Origin of the sequence: Fischerella thermalis PCC 7521 (assembly GCF_000317225.1) — a bacterium.
Classification (GTDB): Bacteria; Cyanobacteriota; Cyanobacteriia; order Cyanobacteriales; family Nostocaceae; genus Fischerella; species Fischerella thermalis.
The window spans coordinates 43849-61446 of record NZ_AJLL01000022.1; the positions used below are offsets into that span (position 1 = coordinate 43849).

Here is a 17598-nt window from a genome sequence, read left to right on the forward strand (position 1 = left end):
CTATTATTTCTGTATTTTTTGTGTTAAAAAATTACGCTTCTTGATCCAGTACTACCCACATTCCGCAGGTAAGTGAAGAGATTGATGGTTGACTTTCTGTGAGATATGCCATACAAAGTATAATCTTTTTTTAACCTCTAAGTATGATTTTCCTTAATCTGTATCATGTTTTCTAGTTTCTAGAGATATTTCACCAAAAGTATTTACTGAATTTAGAGGTTGTATGACCAGGGGTAACCACGTTATCTTCATTCACCCAGATGGAACTAGTCCATCTCACTACGCATTTGCACGGTTTGTAGATCTAGGTCCAGATGGTCGGTTGAATTGGGATAATCTTGACTATGCTGGTGTCTATTTGGGTCATATGAAAGACCAGCTTGGCGGAACTTCTAATGCTGGTGCTGTCACTCATGCTACTGGCGCTAAGGTTTACGCAGAATCTTTTGGCTTAAATGAAGATGGCTCACCAATCAGTTCACTTTCTGGTAACACTGGTAAAACCATAGTACAGGAAGCGATCGCAGCTCAAAAAGTAACCGCCTTAATTCAGTCCGGTGCTATTTATGAGCCGGGTACAGCGGCTTTTGTAGCTCAGGTAGGTGAACTTGAAGTTGATGGTAGAAGGATTCCACCCCGTCAACAAACTGCTGAGATTGCTAAGCAGGTAATTTTATCAGGTGTAGACTTTATTCTGGGTGGTGGCGAACTCAACCTTTTACCTGTAGGTACAGACGGCTTCCATGCAACAGCAGAAGAACTGAATGCTCTAAGTACCAGTCCTATTCAACGCCCCACAGAAAACCTCATTGAACTAGCTAAGAGCAAGGGCTACACTGTTGTTTACACAGAGGAACAACTGCGTGATTTGCTCGACCCATCTAAGTATCCCACTCCACCAACCAAGGTTCTGGGTGTTTTTGCTCCGGTTCATACCTTCAATGATCGTCCAGAGGAAGTTTTAGCAGAACGAGGACTACCTCTATACGTAGAAACAGCACCGACAATCGCAGAAATGCTGGAAGTCACCCAGCAATTGATGGAAAAACACCCCAACTTTGACAATGGTTCCATCGCCATTGTCGAAGAGGAAGGAACTGATAACTTTGGTAATAACAACAATGCTTCTGGTACGTTAGAAGCTTTGCGGCGTAGCGACGCTGCCATCGGTATAGCGCAGAATTTTCTCCAGAAGTACAATAATACCTTGATACTGACCGCTGCTGATAGTGACGCAGGTGGTTTACAAGTACGCGATCCACTGAATGCCGACAGACCAGTAGGTAACATCAACAATAACCCTACCACAGAACCACGTCCAGTTCCTCTGGACGGTATCACTGGCGCCAACACTTTACCCTTTGTCAGTGCGCCAGACGCAGACGGCGATGTCTTTAATTTCGGTATTGGTTGGGCAGGTACACCAGACTTTAGCGGTTCGATTGTTGCGAAAGCAGAAGGTCTCAATGCCCACAAACTGCCTGCTACAGTAGATAATACTGGTATCTACGAGTTGATGTATGAAACTCTATTTGATACCGAACTGGAATCCCGCAACCCAGCACCAAAACTAGCACCAAAAGCTACCAAAAATACCGGCAATGTCATCTTTATTCACCCTGATGGAACTAGTCCTTCCCACTACATGGCATTGCGAAATATTGACAAAGGTCCAGATGGCAGACTCAACTGGGATAGAATGTCCCATGCGGGTGTGTACTTAGGACACATGGAAGACCAGTTAACTGGTACATCCAATGCTGGTGCTGTCACCCACGCCAACGGCGTGAAGGTATTCGGAGAATCTTTTGGTTTAAATGAAGACCAATCTCGTATTACCCCAGCTTCTGGTAAAACTGGTTACACGATACTAGAAGAGGCGATCGCTGCTGGAAAAGCTACTGCCTTGATTCAATCTGGGCACCTAGCCGAGCCGGGTACTGCTGCTTTTGTTGCAGAAACTACCAACCGCTTTGGTGACAATGTTCGAGCTAGGGATAAGTACGCTGAAATCATCGAACAGGTTATCCGCTCCGGTACCAATGTCATCATGGGTGGTGGAGAATTATACATGTTGCCAGTGGGTACTACTGGATTCCATGTCACCGCTAAAATTGATGCTTCTGAAACCCGTCCCGAACGCCGCCCAAAAATCAACTTAATTGAACTAGCCAAATCCTTGGGCTACACAGTTGTTTACACAGAGGAACAGCTCAACCAGGTAGTCAATAGTCCAAATCCTCCCGAGAAACTCTTGGGTGTGTTTGCCGCTATTCATACCTACGACGACCAAACAGAAGAAGAACTGGGATTAAACACCCCTGACCCCTCACCACTGTACGTTTCCACAGCACCGACAGTCGCTGAGATGCTGGATGCTGCTTTAAAGATTATCTCTAAAGATCCAGATGGTTTCTTCGCCGTGGTCGAAGAAGAGGGAACAGATAATTTTGGTAACAATAACAACGCTGCTGGTACAATCGAAGCAGTACGGAGAGCAGATGCTGCTATTGGCGTAGCGATGAACTACGTTGATAATCAAGACCCCAACACCTTAGTAATCACGGCTGCTGACAGTGATGCTGGTGGTTTACAAGTGTTTCAATATACGCCATACAGCCGTCCTAGTGGTAATATCACCAGTGAACCAGAGCTAGCAGATAGCGAGCCTAGCGTACCTTTCATCAACGTAAATCCCACAACTAGTAACACCACTCGCAACTTCTTGGATGGTGAAAAAGGTAGCACAGCTAGCCTTGAATACCCCTGGATTCCTTTCTCTGCTCAAGACAGCATAGATGGGCCGATGGGCAACTTTGGCATAGCATGGGTTGGTACTCCCGATTTCCCCGGTAGTATTGTTTCCAAAGCCTATGGCATGAATTCAGATAAACTTCCCAGTACTCTGGACAACACAGAAATCTACGCTCTCATGTATGAGACACTATTTGGTGTTGCACCAGAAGTAGCTGCTGCTCAGCGAGAAACTCAACTCATATCTGGAACCCCTGGAGATGATTTCCTTTTTGCAGGTGCTCCTGATAGTCAGTTTGATGGAATCAATGACATTGTTTTCTTGGGTAGTGGTAACGACGAAGTTGATTTACGATTAGTAGTTTCTCCCATTGCTGGTAACAATCGTATAGATTTGGGTAGCGGCGATGATGTCATTTTTCTCAACAAGAATGATCGCGTTTTTGGCGGTAGTGGTGATGACATCTTTGATGCAGCTTATGGACAAGGTGGTAATCGTATTTCTGGTGGTGCTGGCGATGATATTTTCTTCCTTGGTAGTGGCGATCGCATCTTGGGTGACCATGGTAATGATCAATTCTATGTCCAATCCGGTGGTGATAACCAAATTAGCGGAGGTGAAGGCCAAGATCAATTTTGGATTGTCAGCAATGAACTGCCCCAAAGTGCTAACACAATTCTTGATTTTGAGATAGGTCGTGATGTCATTGGTATTCTTGGCAGTACTGGCTTAGGCATTAGTGCTGATACTCTATCGCTGAATGTATTGAATGGTAACACTGAAATTGCTTTCGGCAATCACACTCTGGCTATTCTCAATGGTGTTACAGGTATAGATACTAACACTAGCTTTGTTTTTGCTTGATAGTTATTACCTTATTAGTTAACAGTGATTAGTTATCGATCACTGTTAGCTAATCTACCTCAGTACGTGTTGAACTGAAGTTCAACCCTCATAGCCCAAGTCCGTTAAAACGGACTCAAATGTATATCCAATAGGCTTTAGCTTATTTGAGGTCAATACTCTGGGGCTTTTAGATTAGACTAAGTTTCAAAAAGCAACTATCGGGACTTAGGCAAAAAAAGAGGTTAAAAAGGCTAAGAAACAGAATATGGTAACAATACATCATTCCTATTAGAACTAGAAAAGCGAAAATTAAAGTATTTAGGAGGAGTAGCCAAAAATCGAAAGGTCACAATTAGTGAGCCAGAAAATAATCAACAAACGATTTAGCCCACAAGCAATCAAGATGACCACGTTTAGCTGTAGCATTTTTTATCTTAATGTTTTTTCAACTTAGCACAAAGCGATCGCATCCTCACATTAAAATGCGATTGGTGCAATTTTTGGCGTCGCTGAATCAAAATATGAATTTACAATTTACGGGTGTGACCAGACGTAGCATTGCGTACAGACGTAGAGACGTAGAGACGTAGCATTGCGTACAGACGTAGAGACGTAGCATTGCGTACAGACGTAGAGACGTAGCATTGCGTACAGACGTAGAGACGTAGCATTGCTACGTCTCTACAAAATGTAGACAAACACAATTCATGACCAGATTCAGCAACGCCCAATTTTTAATCCCCATTAGGGGGATGTTTGCAGTAGACGGCGGTGCAAGACAAACAACTAAATTGAACTTGAGGTAAAAGTTTTGTATCTAGAATTGCTGGAGTAGATCACCCGAAGTCTGCTGTTAGATAAGTGCTTACTAAAGTAAATACGATACAATTCACGACTGATGCTTATTCCATCCATCTGAAACTTCACCAACCCCATACTCTCTAATTGATGAGCAATCATTGGTTCTAAATAAATACTGGGTTCTGAACTGACTAAGGCTGCAAAAGCTTCTAGCAAGTTAGGATTTTCTTGCAGCATTACCAGTAGTCGCCGCAAATGAGTGCGATAAATTCCTGCTTCTGTAGCTGCTTGTTGCAACAGTTGCGATAATGAAATTTCTTGACGGCAAAGGTGGTAAAGAGCAATCCGCACCAAAGCTGGATGTCCACCAACCATTGCCATCAATTGTTCAGTTTCCTTGCTCTGCTGCCAATTGAGTCCATGACGTTTTGCCAATTCCTCAATTTGTGAGTGAGTAAACTCAGGTAACTGTAGTGGTAACCCTACGTTGCATAGAGATTGACACAGATTTAGGGGTATGTAAAATTCTGTAGAGTAGGTCATAACGAGCCGTAGTTTTTGCCATGTCTCCTCTTGTTGGGCTTCTTCATGCCACGAACGCAACAAAGGGATAAATTCTTGAGCTAATTCAGAGTATTCAAAAACTCGGTTTAGTTCGTTTAAAGCCAAAACCACGGGAGTATCAACAGACTCCATCAGATAGTTTTTGAAGTATAAGCTACAGCTTACCTTGCTACCAGTTTCTTGATCCCAGTATTCATCTAGTTTGGGTTCTAATTTCAGTTGCACAGAGACACTTTTACACAACCATCGCAAGAATCTATCAAGGTTGCTGAGAATGGCGACATCAACTTGATTGAAATCTAAACTCACAATTCGATAACCCAAAGCTTTGGAGCGTGCCAAAATCCTGAACATGAGGGAGGTTTTCCCCATTTCTTTAGGAGCTTTGATGCGAATCACGCATCCCGGTTGCGTAATTTCTCGATAAGCCAGTTCTTCAATTGGAGGACGAGGAATGTAATATATCGAATCTAGGGGTACAGGACCACTAGGATATTTCAGGACATTAGCCAGAGATTGGTAACTACTACAATCTTTTGTTGAATTTTGTATTTGTCGCCCTTCTATTTCAACCACATGATGCTGACTAGAATAAATATTTACCTCTTCTTGATGATCATAGTCAAGTGATCTATAAAATTCACCACTTTTATCTGAACAAGTGTAATCTTCTTTTCTTAACTCAAGATTAAAGGCACTGAAGCAAAATTTCAAAGTCCGCTGATCTAGCCCAGTAGTAAGAGACCATAGGCGACTAATAGTTTTTGTAGATACTTTCATCCGCTCACTGAGTTCTTCTTGAGTAAAACGTTCTCCATTGTTTTCTTGTACTTCTGCCAACTCAATCGCAGCTTGTAAACGCTTCAACCCTATGGCAGTTAAGATGACACCGCGAATACGTTTTGTTTTTTGGTTTTCCATATATCTGTAGATAGATGCGTATCTACTTAAATTGATATAATTGGCTAGATTAATTTATTTTATTCATTTTATGTACATGCTCATTCTAACTTCAACTCCTCTGTTTAGAGAAACTTAAAGTTAAACAATTAATAATCTTAGATCTGATTCAAAATATTAACTTCTCAGTCTACAAACTTCCTTATGATATTCATTTATATCTGATTCATTTCAGATACTCAAATATATCATCTAGGGGAAAATAACATTTGATATTGAGGTAATTAATTAATAATATTTTTATTTTAAAAAATAAAAACCTGTAACTCCAGAATAATAAATATACCAAACAAATAGATATATTTATTATTAAAAATTTTATGGTTTTATGCAGTTTTGCTCATTGAATTATCTTTAATTATTTGCTCCGATATGATATGACAAATTTATTGGTATTTTTATATATTTATCATAATAAAGCCTTATGGTTTATTATCTGTGTAACTACATGGTTGCAACCATATATTTGCTTGATATTAACAACCAAAGCAGATTGTCGCTCGACGAAACTCCCAGATATAGAACATTCATTTTTATCTTTAGTTGTAGTTTGCTTAAGTTTTTTATTGATTCAAAAAAATGTGTAAGTATCTAACTATCTTTTTTCCTTTGCTATAGAGCTTTTTGGCTTGAATTGTATATGAGATTACTAACAAAAATAACTCTGTAGATAGATTCACGCTCGCAGGATTTTTTAGATAAATTCTTAAGGAGTTTTTATGATTGGTTGTAAGTGAAGGTTAGTCCTTCATGAAAATTCTATTAGTCGAAGACGATCTATCTATAGGTGAATTTCTCTCAACCACACTGATTGCCTATCGATATACCGTCGATCTTGCCACAGACGGTCAACTTGGATTGGAATTAGCTATCCAAGGAGAGTACGCCGTCATCGTGCTGGATGTTATGCTTCCTAAACTCGATGGATTGAGTATATGTCGTAAGTTACGTGAGCAGAGATGCCAAACCCCAATCCTCATGCTAACAGCAAAAGACTCAGACGAGGATGTTGTTGTCGGTCTAGATATGGGAGCAGACGATTATGTAACAAAGCCCTGCGAACCTTCTCAGCTGATAGCGCGAATTCGTGCTTTGTTGCGTCGTCAAGCAACTGCAATGTCTTCTTCAGTTCTGCAATGGGGAAAATTGTGTCTCGATCCAAACTTGATTCAAGTAACTTATCAGCAACAACTCATTACCCTTAGCCCCAAGGAATACAGTTTACTAGAGCTTTTTTTACGGTATCCTCAACGCATCTTTAGCCGTAGCGCCATTATTGATCACCTGTGGTCAATTGATGAATCACCTACAGATGCTGCGGTGACGAACTTGATTAAAGACCTGCGGCGTAAACTGAAAGCAGCGGGGATGATGGAGGAGCTAATTGAGACAGTGTATCGGTTGGGATACCGATTAAAGGTTGCACCAAACGGAGACATACAAGAGAAACAAGATCAAGCAGAACCGGAAGATGAGAAACAGACTGATCTAGAGCCAGAGGGCTTGGGTCTGATTGAGGAGGTAGCAAAGGATTTTCAGGCTTCATTGGCAGAAAGAATTGAAGTTTTGGAAAAAGCCGTGCGATCGCTCCAGGTTGGCAATTTTGACTCTGCACAACGAGAACATGTCATCGACGAAGCACATCGATTAGCAGGTGGTTTAGGGACGTTTGGATATGCTAAAGGCTCAGAGTTAGCGCGAGCCATTGAACATCTATTGACAGAGAAATCTGAATTTGGCAAGCAAGAATTGAACCAATTTCTGCAACTGCTAGCACAGTTGCAACAAGAAATCGATCAGTCACCAGTCTCTGGTATGATCTCCCAGCCACAAACCGGGATCATGCCTTTAGTATTGGTGATTGACGATGACCATCTTTTCTGTGAGTCACTACGACAAGCCGCACCCATGCGAGGACTGCAAATCGAGATTGCTGACAAGTCAACTCCACTGCATCAAATCACCAACAATCCTCCTAGTGTGATTTTAGTCAGTTTTGATCGTAATTCCATGGCGGCGAGGTTAACTTTACTGGAAAAGTTGAAAGTACATTTTCCGGCAATTCCAGTACTTACCCTAGCCGAGGAAGATCGTTTAGACACTCGAATTACCGTTGCTCGTTTGGGAATGGGTCGTTATCTTGTCAAACCCACCACCACAGATGAGGTATTTGAGGCGATCGCCAAAATTTTGCCATCACCCACTATCCCCAATGCCAAAGTGATGATTGTTGATGATGACCCGGTGCAACTGAAAGCCTTAAAAGCTCTGTTGCAACCTTGGGGAGTTCAGGTGACATGTGTTGGCAATCCGCAACAGTTTTGGCAAGTGTTAATCTCTACCGAACCAGATTTGCTGCTGTTAGATTTGGAAATGCCCAAATTTAATGGATTTGAACTGTGTCGGGTTGTGCGGCAAGACTCAAAATACGCAGATTTGCCCGTACTCGTTGTCACTGCTCATACTAGTACTAGCTCTATTCAGCAAGTGTTTGCAGCCGGAGCAGATGAATTCATTGCTAAGCCTATCGTTGGACCAGAACTAGTGACTCGTGTACTGAGCCGGATTAAACGAACTCGAATGCAACAACAACTGCTGCGCTGCCAGCAACAGCAATTGCAAGTATCTCCAAAAGAAACAAAAATTGATTTATTAACTCAAGTGGCAAGTCGTCACTATTTGGCTGAATTCCTGGAGCAGCAATGGCAACGCCTCATCCACAAACGAAGTTGGCTTTGTTTAATTATCTGTGATATCGATCATTTTCAGGCTTATAATTATCACTACAGCTATCAAACTGGGAATACTTGTTTGCAACAAGTAGCCCGGACGATTTGCCAATGCATTGACCCTAGCCGCGATTTAGTGGCCCGATCTGGTGCAGACGAATTTATGATTGTTTTGCCAGATACGTCTTTGGATAGTGCGTTGCAGGTCGTAGAGCGAATTCAGCAGGCGATCGCTACTCTGCAAATTTCCCATCCCTCCTTGACCAGAAATAGCCACATCACCTTAAGTTTCGGTATCACAGGTGCTATACCAACCCCAGAAAAATCTTATAGAAATTTGATTGCGACCGCCAATCAAGCACTTTATACTGCAAAGGCAAGAGGGTGTAATACCTACTGTTTGTATCCTTTGTAAATAAAATCAGCGTGTAATTCCCTAATTGACATGGCTATTCTAACTCAAATCCCCGCAACTCCCATTTCCCTTGTGTATCCAAGTGTAGGAGAACATGAGCAAATCCCCATCACACTTACTGGCTGAGGCAGAGAAAGCGCAAGTTCTGGGTAAATTTACTGAAGCAGAAGAATATTATGAACAAGCGATCGATACAGCAAAAGCAAATGGATCTCTGCAAACAGAAGCTTTAGCGTATGAATTAGCTGCGAAGTTTTATCTCGAGCGGGGTAGGTTGAGGTTTGCTCAGAATTACATAAAAGAGGCACACTACGCTTACACACGCTTAGATGCAAGGGCAAAAATAAAAGAGTTAGAAACACAATATCCCCAGTTACGATCTGAACTATCAGCAGCCGACAGCCACACTTCAACAGATTTAGAAGCTGTTATTAGAGCAAATCAGGCAATTGCGAGTGAAATTGAACTCGAGCGATCGCTCAGTGTCTTGATGAAAATTCTGATTGAGAATGCTCAAGCACAAACGGGTTATTTAATTTTGCCTTGCCAAACAGCATCAACAAGCACAGAAAAATGGGCGATCGCAGCCTCTGGCACAATAGATATTGCCACAAACGAGCAAATCATTGTATTGCAATCTCTGGCGATTGCTGATCACCTACCTGCATCGGTGATTGATTATGTGATCCAGACTTTAGAAAGTGTAGTTGTGGATGATGCTACCCGTGAGGGCAACTTTATTAATGATACTTATATTCAACAACACCAAACTAAATCAATATTGTGTGTGCCACTGCTTCATCAAGAAGAATTGCTCGGCATTGTATATCTGGAAAATAATATTACTAATGGGGTATTTACAAAAGAGCAATTAAAAGTAATAAAACTACTATCTGCCCAGGCAGCAATTTCACTTCACAATGCCAAACTGTACAACCAATTGCGTGAAAGTGAACAACAATTACGCACCAGAGAGCATCGACTAAATCAGATTCTTGAAGCGATGCCGATAGGAGTGACAGCACACAATACCAATGGTGAGTTCATTTACAGCAATCTCAAGGCACAGCAGTTACTGGGGATCACCGCTCCACTAGAAGTCACAACAGAGCAATTATTACAGGTTTTTCAAGTTTATCAAGCTGGAAGTGATCAGCTTTACCCCACTGACCAACTACCCATCGTGCGTGCTTTTGCAGGTGAATCCGTCAAAATTGATGATATGGAGTTGCGTCAAGCTGATAAAACTGTGCCTTTAGAAGTTTTGACAACTCCCATCTTTGATGAGACAGGCGCAGTCATTTATGCGATCACAGCTTTTACCGACATTACCGAACGCAAACAAGCACAGAAACTCTTAGCCAAATATAATCAAACTCTAGAAGCTCAAATTGCCGAACGCACAGAAAAACTACAGCAGCAGCACGAAATTTTGCAAACGCTGTTTGACCACATGCCTGTAATGTTGAAACTTCGGGATCAAACGGGTCAAACTGTATTAATTAACCGGGAATATGAGCGTGTTCTAGGTTGGTCTTTGAGGGAAATTCGCGAGAGTGATTTCTTAGCAGAGTGCTATCCTGATTTGGAACAACGTCAGCGGGTTGAGGAACATATCCAGGCGGCGACTGGAAAATGGCAGGATTTCAAAACCAGGTGTCGGGACGATCGCTACGTGGATACGACCTGGGCAAATATCCGACTGAGTAATGGCTGGACAGTCGGGATTGGCAAAGATATTAGCGATCGCAAGCAACTAGAAGCAGCGTTGCAAGCATCGAAAGCGAAACTCAAAGATATCCTCAACTCCGCCCAAGCTTCAATTGCCAGTTTTCGTGTTTACCCTGACGGCACTTGGGAGCCTGATTACCATTCTACAGGCTGTGAAACCGTTTTTGGCTATACTCCCCAAGAATTTACTCCGGCAGTTTGGTCATCACGGGTTCCTGCCGAAGATTTGGCAGCTATTATTGAACAGCGGTCAACAGCGATCCCCAAAGGAGAAGCGCTGACAGTAGAGTATCGTTTCTATCACAAAAATGGCTCTCTACGATGGATTACAGAGACCTTAACTTCTCGCTGGGATCAAGTCGGGGGTTGCTGGGTCGTGACAATGGTTGCAGTTGACATCACTGCTCATAAGCAAGCAGAGCAAGCATTACAGGAAGCTTACAGGAAATTAGAAGAATACAGCACTAACCAAGAAGCAGTAAATCAGGAGTTGCAACGCACTCTCGAGGATCTACAGGTACTTGAGGAAGAACGGCAAGAACAGAATCACCAGTTGCTGATTGAGCAACAGCGCTATAGAGATTTGTTTAACTTTGCCCCGGATGGATACTTAGTTACAGATGCACAAGGGAGAATTTTAGAAGCAAACCATGCGATCGCAACGCTACTTTCTGTAGAATCGGGATTTTTAACTGGCAAACTCTTAGTTAGTTTTATTCCAGCATCTGCTCGGCGAGCATTTCGTACGCAATTAAATCATTTATCCTCACTCCCAGATAAACAAACCTGGGAACTCAGCCTGCAACCCCGTCAGGGTGAGCCTTTTCCTGTTGAAATTACAGTTGCTCCTGTGCGTGATGCCCAAAAACTCATTGCTCTACGTTGGCTGATTCGAGATATTACTGAACGCAAACAAGCCGAAACAGCCCTGCGAGAAAGTGAGGAGCGATTTCGTGAAATTGCAGAAAATATTAACCAACTTTTCTTTGTCTGGTCTGCGGATTCTCAACAGTTTCTTTATATTAGTCCTGGGTATGAAAAGATTTACGGACTAACTTGTGAGAGCCTTTATCAAAATTCCAGATCCTGGCTAGAGGTGGTGCATCCAGATGATCGCCCATCAGTATTGCAGTCTCTCGATCAACAGTATCAAGGCAAACATGCTCAGCGAGAATATCGGATTATTAAATCGGATGGCACAATTCGCTGGATGTTTGCCGAAGTGTTTCCAATTTTTGATCAAACAGGAAACCTTTTACGCTACATCGGATTAACAGAAGATATCACTGAGCGTAAACGTGCTGAAGAAGCTTTGCGTCAACGGGAGCAAGAATTTCGGGCATTAGTGGAAAATGCCCCGGATGTGATTTCTCGAGTTGATCGAGAGTATCGCTTTTGCTATATCAATCCTCGTGTTGAACTAGAAACAGGCATTCCGCCAGCACAGTGGATTGGTAAGACTGAGTTAGAAATGGGTTTCCCCCAAACCATTGTCAACCCATGGCACGCAGCCTTAGAGCATGTGTTTGAGACCAAACAGGAGCAGATTTATGAAGCTGAGTTTCCCTGTCCTGAAGGAATAAGTTATTGGCTTTGTCGTCTGGTTCCGGAATTGGCTGAGGATGGTTCCGTTGCAACAGTTCTGAGCATTGCGCGAAATATCACTGACCGCAAACGGGCAGAGGAAGCGCTACGAGAAAGTGAACAGTTTTTACGCAGTATCTACGAAGGCATTGCTGCTGGGGTGTGTATCGTTGATGTGCTAGAAGATGGCAGCTTTCGCTATGTTGGCATTAACCCCGCCCACGAGCGTATGTCTGGACTTTTATCAGCAGAAGTTGCAGGCAAAACCCCCGAACAAGTGTTTTCACCAGAAGATGCACAGGCTGTGACTGCTCGTTATCGTGCCTGCATCATAGCTAGAGAACGAATCACTTATGAAGAGCGTCTAGTATTTAAAGGCAAAGAAACCTGGTGGATTACGAACCTGAGTCCGTTGCAAAACGAGAATGGGCAAATTTATCGTTTGATTGGCAGTTGCTTCAACATTACCAGGCGGAAAAAACTGGAGCAGTCTTTGCAATTACAAGCAGAACAGGAACGCCTACTCATCACCATTACTCAGCACATTCGTCAATCACTCGACCTGGAACAAATTTTGAGAACTACAGTAGTCGAAGTCCAGCGAACTCTCCAGACCGACCGCGTATTGATCTTCCGCTTAAATCAAGATGGTTCCGGACAGATAATCGAGGAAGCCGTGGTTCCAGAGTATCCCATGACATATCAAATGCGTTGGGTCGACGAATGTTTCCCTGATGACTGTTATGAGTACTATCGCCAAGGAAACCCTCGTATTTTACCAGATGTGGCCAAGGATGAGTGGGGGGCGTGTCTGGTTGAGTTTATGCAGCAAATTGGGGTGAAATCAAAAGTGGTTGCCCCCATTATCCAAACCTTGGAAGATTCTTCGACTAGGGTTTGGGGATTGCTCATAGTTCACGCCTGCTCCCACTACCGCCAGTGGCAAGCATCTGAGGCAGAGTTTTTACAGCAAATCAGCAACCAGTTAGCGATCGCCATTCATCAAGCAGATCTGTATTATCAGTTACAAATTGAATTAGCTGAACGCAAACAGATGCAATTAGTATTGCAGGAACGCCAAGCAATACTACGGGCGATCGGGGACAATCTGCCTAAAGGATTCATTTTCCAAATTGTTCATGTTCCAGATCAGGGAGTTTACTTCTCCTACATTAGTGCCGGAATTGAAGACCTAATTGGGCTGAAGCCAGAAGCAATAATCCAGGATGCTAATGTTCTCAGGAACTTAATTCATGAAGAAGACAAACCTGTCCGCCAAAAGTTAGGCCTGAAATCTCTCAAAACGCTGTGTATTTTTGAGATGCAGATGCGGTTTCGCAGCTTACGAGGAAACATTATCTGGTTAGATGTGCGCTCAACGCCCCGACGCTTGCGGGATGGTCGGACAGTTTGGGATGGCGTAGGTATAGACATCACCGATATCAAACAGGCTGAAGATGCATTGCGCCGTAGTGAAGCACATCTGGCAATGGCTCAAAAAGTTGCCCAAATCGGCAGTTGGGAATTTGATCTCCAAAGCCAGCAGATCAATTGGTCAGAAACAACGTTCCATCACTGGGGAATAGAAATAGATCAAGGGGAACCAAGCTTTGCTGAATTGCTCGTAAGGGTGCATCCTGAGGATCGAGAGATTCTAAAACAACATATTGAACGGGCAATTACCCAAGGTATTCCCTATGCCTTTGATCTACGAATTGTGTTGCCAGATGGTTCAATTCGTTACCTGGATTCCCGTGGAGAGCCGTTGGTGAACGCACAAGGACAGGTGATAAAACTGATTGGTACATCACTGGATATCACCGCTCGCAAGCAAGCCGAGGGGGCCCTACGCGAGAGTGAAGAGCGATTCCGTAAGGCCTTTAATGCTGCGCCCATCGGCATGGCATTAGTTTCACCACAGGGACAATTTCTCAAGGTGAATCATTCCCTGTGTGAAATTGCTGGATACACTGAAGCAGAAATGCTTACTCTCACGTTGAAGGATGTCATCCATACCGATGATCTCGAGGCTAGTTTAGAAGCTATGCAACAGATGTTGGCGAATGACATTCGTCTCTATCAAGTAGAGAAACGATCTCTGCACAAGCAAGGAGATGTGATCCATATTCTGTTGAATGTGTCGCTTGTCAAAGATCAACACAGACAACCGCTCTATTTTATTGTTCAAATTCAAGATATTAGCGATCGCTACAAAGTTGATCGCATGAAAAATGAATTTATTTCGATTGTGAGTCACGAACTCCGCACGCCGTTAACAGCTATTCGCGGTTCTTTGGGAATTTTAGAAACGGGTATCTTTGATCATGAACCCGAACAAGCGAAAGAAATGCTGCAAATAGCTTTTAATAACAGCGATCGCCTTGTGCGTTTGGTGAACGACATCCTCGATCTCGAACGACTAGAGTCTGGCAAAACCCAACTTGTAATGGAAACATGCGAAATCGCCGATCTGGTACAGCAAGCAATTGAGACAGTGCAGGCGATCGCCAAAGAAGCCCGGGTGGAAATTTCCGTCATGGTTGCAAATATGCAAATTTGGGCAGCCCCAGATGCGATCGTGCAAACATTGATCAATTTATTAAGTAATGCTATCAAGTTCTCACCTGTGGGTGGTACAGTTTGGATAAGTACCGAAGTATTAAATCAGGAGATGGAAAAATGGAAAGATAGGGAAATAGGGAGAAAGATTTCACCCCACCACCCCACCACCCCATCTCCCCACTTTCCTAATTCCCATATTCTCTTTGCCGTTAAAGATCAAGGACGTGGCATTCCTCCAGAAAAGCTCGAAAGCATTTTTGGACGCTTTCAGCAAGTTGATGCTTCTGATTCTCGTCAAAAAGGGGGAACTGGGCTAGGATTATCCATCTGCAAGAGTATTGTTGACCAACATGGTGGACGTATTTGGGTAGAGAGTTTACTAGGAGAAGGAAGTACGTTTTATTTCATCTTGCCGCTCAAGAGGGGGGAAGCATGATCAAACGCGTCTTAATTGTAGACGACGAAAAAGACATTCGTAGAGTAATTCAAGTCTCCCTGGAAAAATTTGCAGGCTGGAAAGCCTTCCTGGCTGAGTCAGGTGAGGAAGGATTACTCAAAGCAAAAACTGAACAACCCCTAGACGCTATTCTCCTAGATGTGTCAATGCCAGATATGGATGGATTTCAGGTTTATGATCGTCTTCGTTCGGATGTAACGACGCAATCCATTCCAGTTATACTGCTTACAGCTAAGGTGTTACCGAGCGATCGCCAACGCTTTGCCAAGATGCGAGTTGCTGGTGTGATCACCAAACCGTTTGACCCCATGACAGTTTGGAATCAGGTGAATGCAATTTTGGGCTGGTAGCTTGAGAAAGCAAAAGCAAATAATCATGCGATAATGATAATCAACTGGTTTTAGAAATTGCTTACAAGTGTCTTAGTTTTTGGCTTTATTCTTCTGTGTAAAGTAATTCAATCCTAGAAAGACCCAGTGACAGAGTTTAATCCATCTTCAAAATCCCCCTTTGGGTGCGCTCTTGAGCGGCCTAAAGTAAATTCAGTCATGTCTGGTAAGCTCATCTTACTCATCGATCACGAAGCTTCTGTCCGAGCGATTTTGCAAGTTTGCTTAAGTCGCCTTGGTGGCTGGGATGTGCTGTCAGTTTCCTCTCTCAGTCAAGGGCTGGAAGTTTTGATGCTTAAAGAAGCATTATTGATCAGAAGACCCGATGCTATTCTTCTAGATATGCCAATGCTCGCAACAGATGGTCTTGGGGTTATTCAAGAATTTAGAAACCATCCACTTATCCAACCAATTCCAATTGTTTTGATCACTGCAAAAGCCAGCTGGTTTTCACCTCAACAGCTTAAACAGATGAGAATTGTCGGGGCGATCGCCAAGCCTTTCAACCCAATTAAACTGCCCAAACAAATTACTGACATACTTAATTGGAAATCATAACTAAGTTAATACCAATTTTGGATTTTAGATTTTAGATTTTGGATTGGGAGTTTTTGTCAAAAAGCTATATTAGAAATCTCAAATAATCATAACTATGCTCCAAATTCTTTCTGTCCTCCTCATCAACTCTAGGCGATACAACATCTGCAAATCATAGATTCAAACATCAGGTATCATAATATTTGCTGTATATTTTTGTGATCATATTTGCTATAGATATCCTAAATAGACTGCCACAAAATTTCTGACAGGCTAAAGGATTTCGTATTAAGCAATGGGCGTGTTTAATATCAAGTCCGGCTAATTACTTACGATATGATTGGTCTTGTAGATAGCAAGTAATTGGTTTTTCCCATTACCCATTACCAATTACCAATTACCGGCCTCCACGAATATGATAAGTCTTCAAACGGACATGATATAAATGATGGTTAAAGCCCACCTACGGGAAGTTGCTCTTACGAGCGTCTACACTACAAACCTACCAAAATTAGTGTAGTCGACTACTAATAATAAACAACTTAAGTCAAATCTTAAAATGAAGATATTCACTAGTAAATATTGTGATAACAGGCAATAATTTATTGAGAAGCAAAATGCTATTGCTTAGCAAACTCTGAACCTAAAATTACTGTGAAGTAGAATTTATTGGACAAAATAACAGATTGACGTTATGACAAATTGGCGCTAGGATTAATGCTTTCATAAGGAAAACCCCAGTGGCACTGGGGCTGGCTTGAACGTTTCCTATGTCACTATAGTCACATAGTGGCTATTCCGAAACAGTGAATCTCACCCATAAAATTGGGTAAAAGTTAACCCCGGTCGCACCGGGGTTAACTCTGGACTGGCGCTGCAAATAGTTACGAACAGAGGATATAGCAGCATCTAGCAGCAAAAACATGAGGTGTATCAGATGTTTTTTTGTCATTTTCACACAAATTCTCAACACGAAAAAATGACAAGTCATGGCATATGGTTCATCCTTACTACTATATTTCCCAGGGATATGTGGCAATAGGCAGTCCTGCAACAGCCAATAGAAAAGCAAGCTCTTTAAGGTGTAGCTAGCTTCGCAACAATGAAATAGGAATCCAATATCTGGAGTAATCTCATCTGGTTCCTCGTCAAGGAGCGACAAGGAAGAAATTTTTCACAGAAAGTCGGCAGGCAAATTTGACTCCAATCAATTAGTGATATCAAATTTAAGAAAGATTGCGACAGATGTAAAATTCAAATTTTCTTCA

7 protein-coding genes are annotated in these 17598 nt (G+C 42.5%); 5 read left to right on the top strand and 2 right to left on the bottom strand.

Translation table 11 applies throughout. The annotated features are described in order from the left end of the window. The first annotated feature begins 223 nt into the window (after nt 1–223). Nucleotides 224–3619, top strand: coding sequence for an alkaline phosphatase (locus UYK_RS0105045; RefSeq protein WP_016871034.1), 3396 nt, complete (start codon nt 224–226; stop codon nt 3617–3619). A 509-nt stretch (nt 3620–4128) separates the two neighbouring features. On the opposite strand, the gene UYK_RS25960 is transcribed toward UYK_RS0105045, so the two are convergent. Together UYK_RS25960 and UYK_RS0105050 are read right to left on the bottom strand one after the other, a co-directional pair. After that, nucleotides 4129–4332 carry a hypothetical protein gene (locus UYK_RS25960; RefSeq protein WP_157221811.1) on the bottom strand — a complete coding sequence of 68 codons (204 nt, stop codon included), beginning with the start codon at nt 4330–4332 and terminating at the stop codon, nt 4129–4131. Between the two features lie 55 nt (nt 4333–4387). After that, on the bottom strand, nt 4388–5887 hold the full coding sequence (locus UYK_RS0105050; protein ID WP_016871035.1) for an AAA-like domain-containing protein: 1500 nt from the start codon (nt 5885–5887) through the stop codon (nt 4388–4390). A 789-nt stretch (nt 5888–6676) separates the two neighbouring features. Here UYK_RS0105050 and UYK_RS0105055 point away from each other — a divergent pair. From UYK_RS0105055 to UYK_RS0105070, 4 genes are all read left to right on the top strand, one after another. Continuing rightward, nucleotides 6677–9070: a response regulator gene (locus tag UYK_RS0105055; protein WP_016871036.1), complete on the top strand. Its 2394-nt coding sequence runs from the start codon at nt 6677–6679 to the stop codon at nt 9068–9070. A gap of 94 nt (nt 9071–9164) precedes the next feature. Beyond that, the gene (locus UYK_RS0105060; protein ID WP_016871037.1) at nt 9165–15383 is read left to right on the top strand and encodes a PAS domain S-box protein; all 6219 of its coding nucleotides are present in this window, start codon (nt 9165–9167) and stop codon (nt 15381–15383) included. Beyond that, nucleotides 15380–15754: a response regulator gene (locus UYK_RS0105065; protein ID WP_009458086.1), complete on the top strand. Its 375-nt coding sequence runs from the start codon at nt 15380–15382 to the stop codon at nt 15752–15754. Before UYK_RS0105060 ends, UYK_RS0105065 begins: the two co-directional genes overlap by 4 nt. Before the next feature lie 198 nt (nt 15755–15952). Continuing rightward, nucleotides 15953–16351 (top strand): response regulator, encoded by a 399-nt coding sequence (locus UYK_RS0105070; RefSeq protein WP_016871038.1) that lies wholly within the window; start codon nt 15953–15955, stop codon nt 16349–16351. Nucleotides 16352–17598: the final 1247 nt, after the last annotated feature.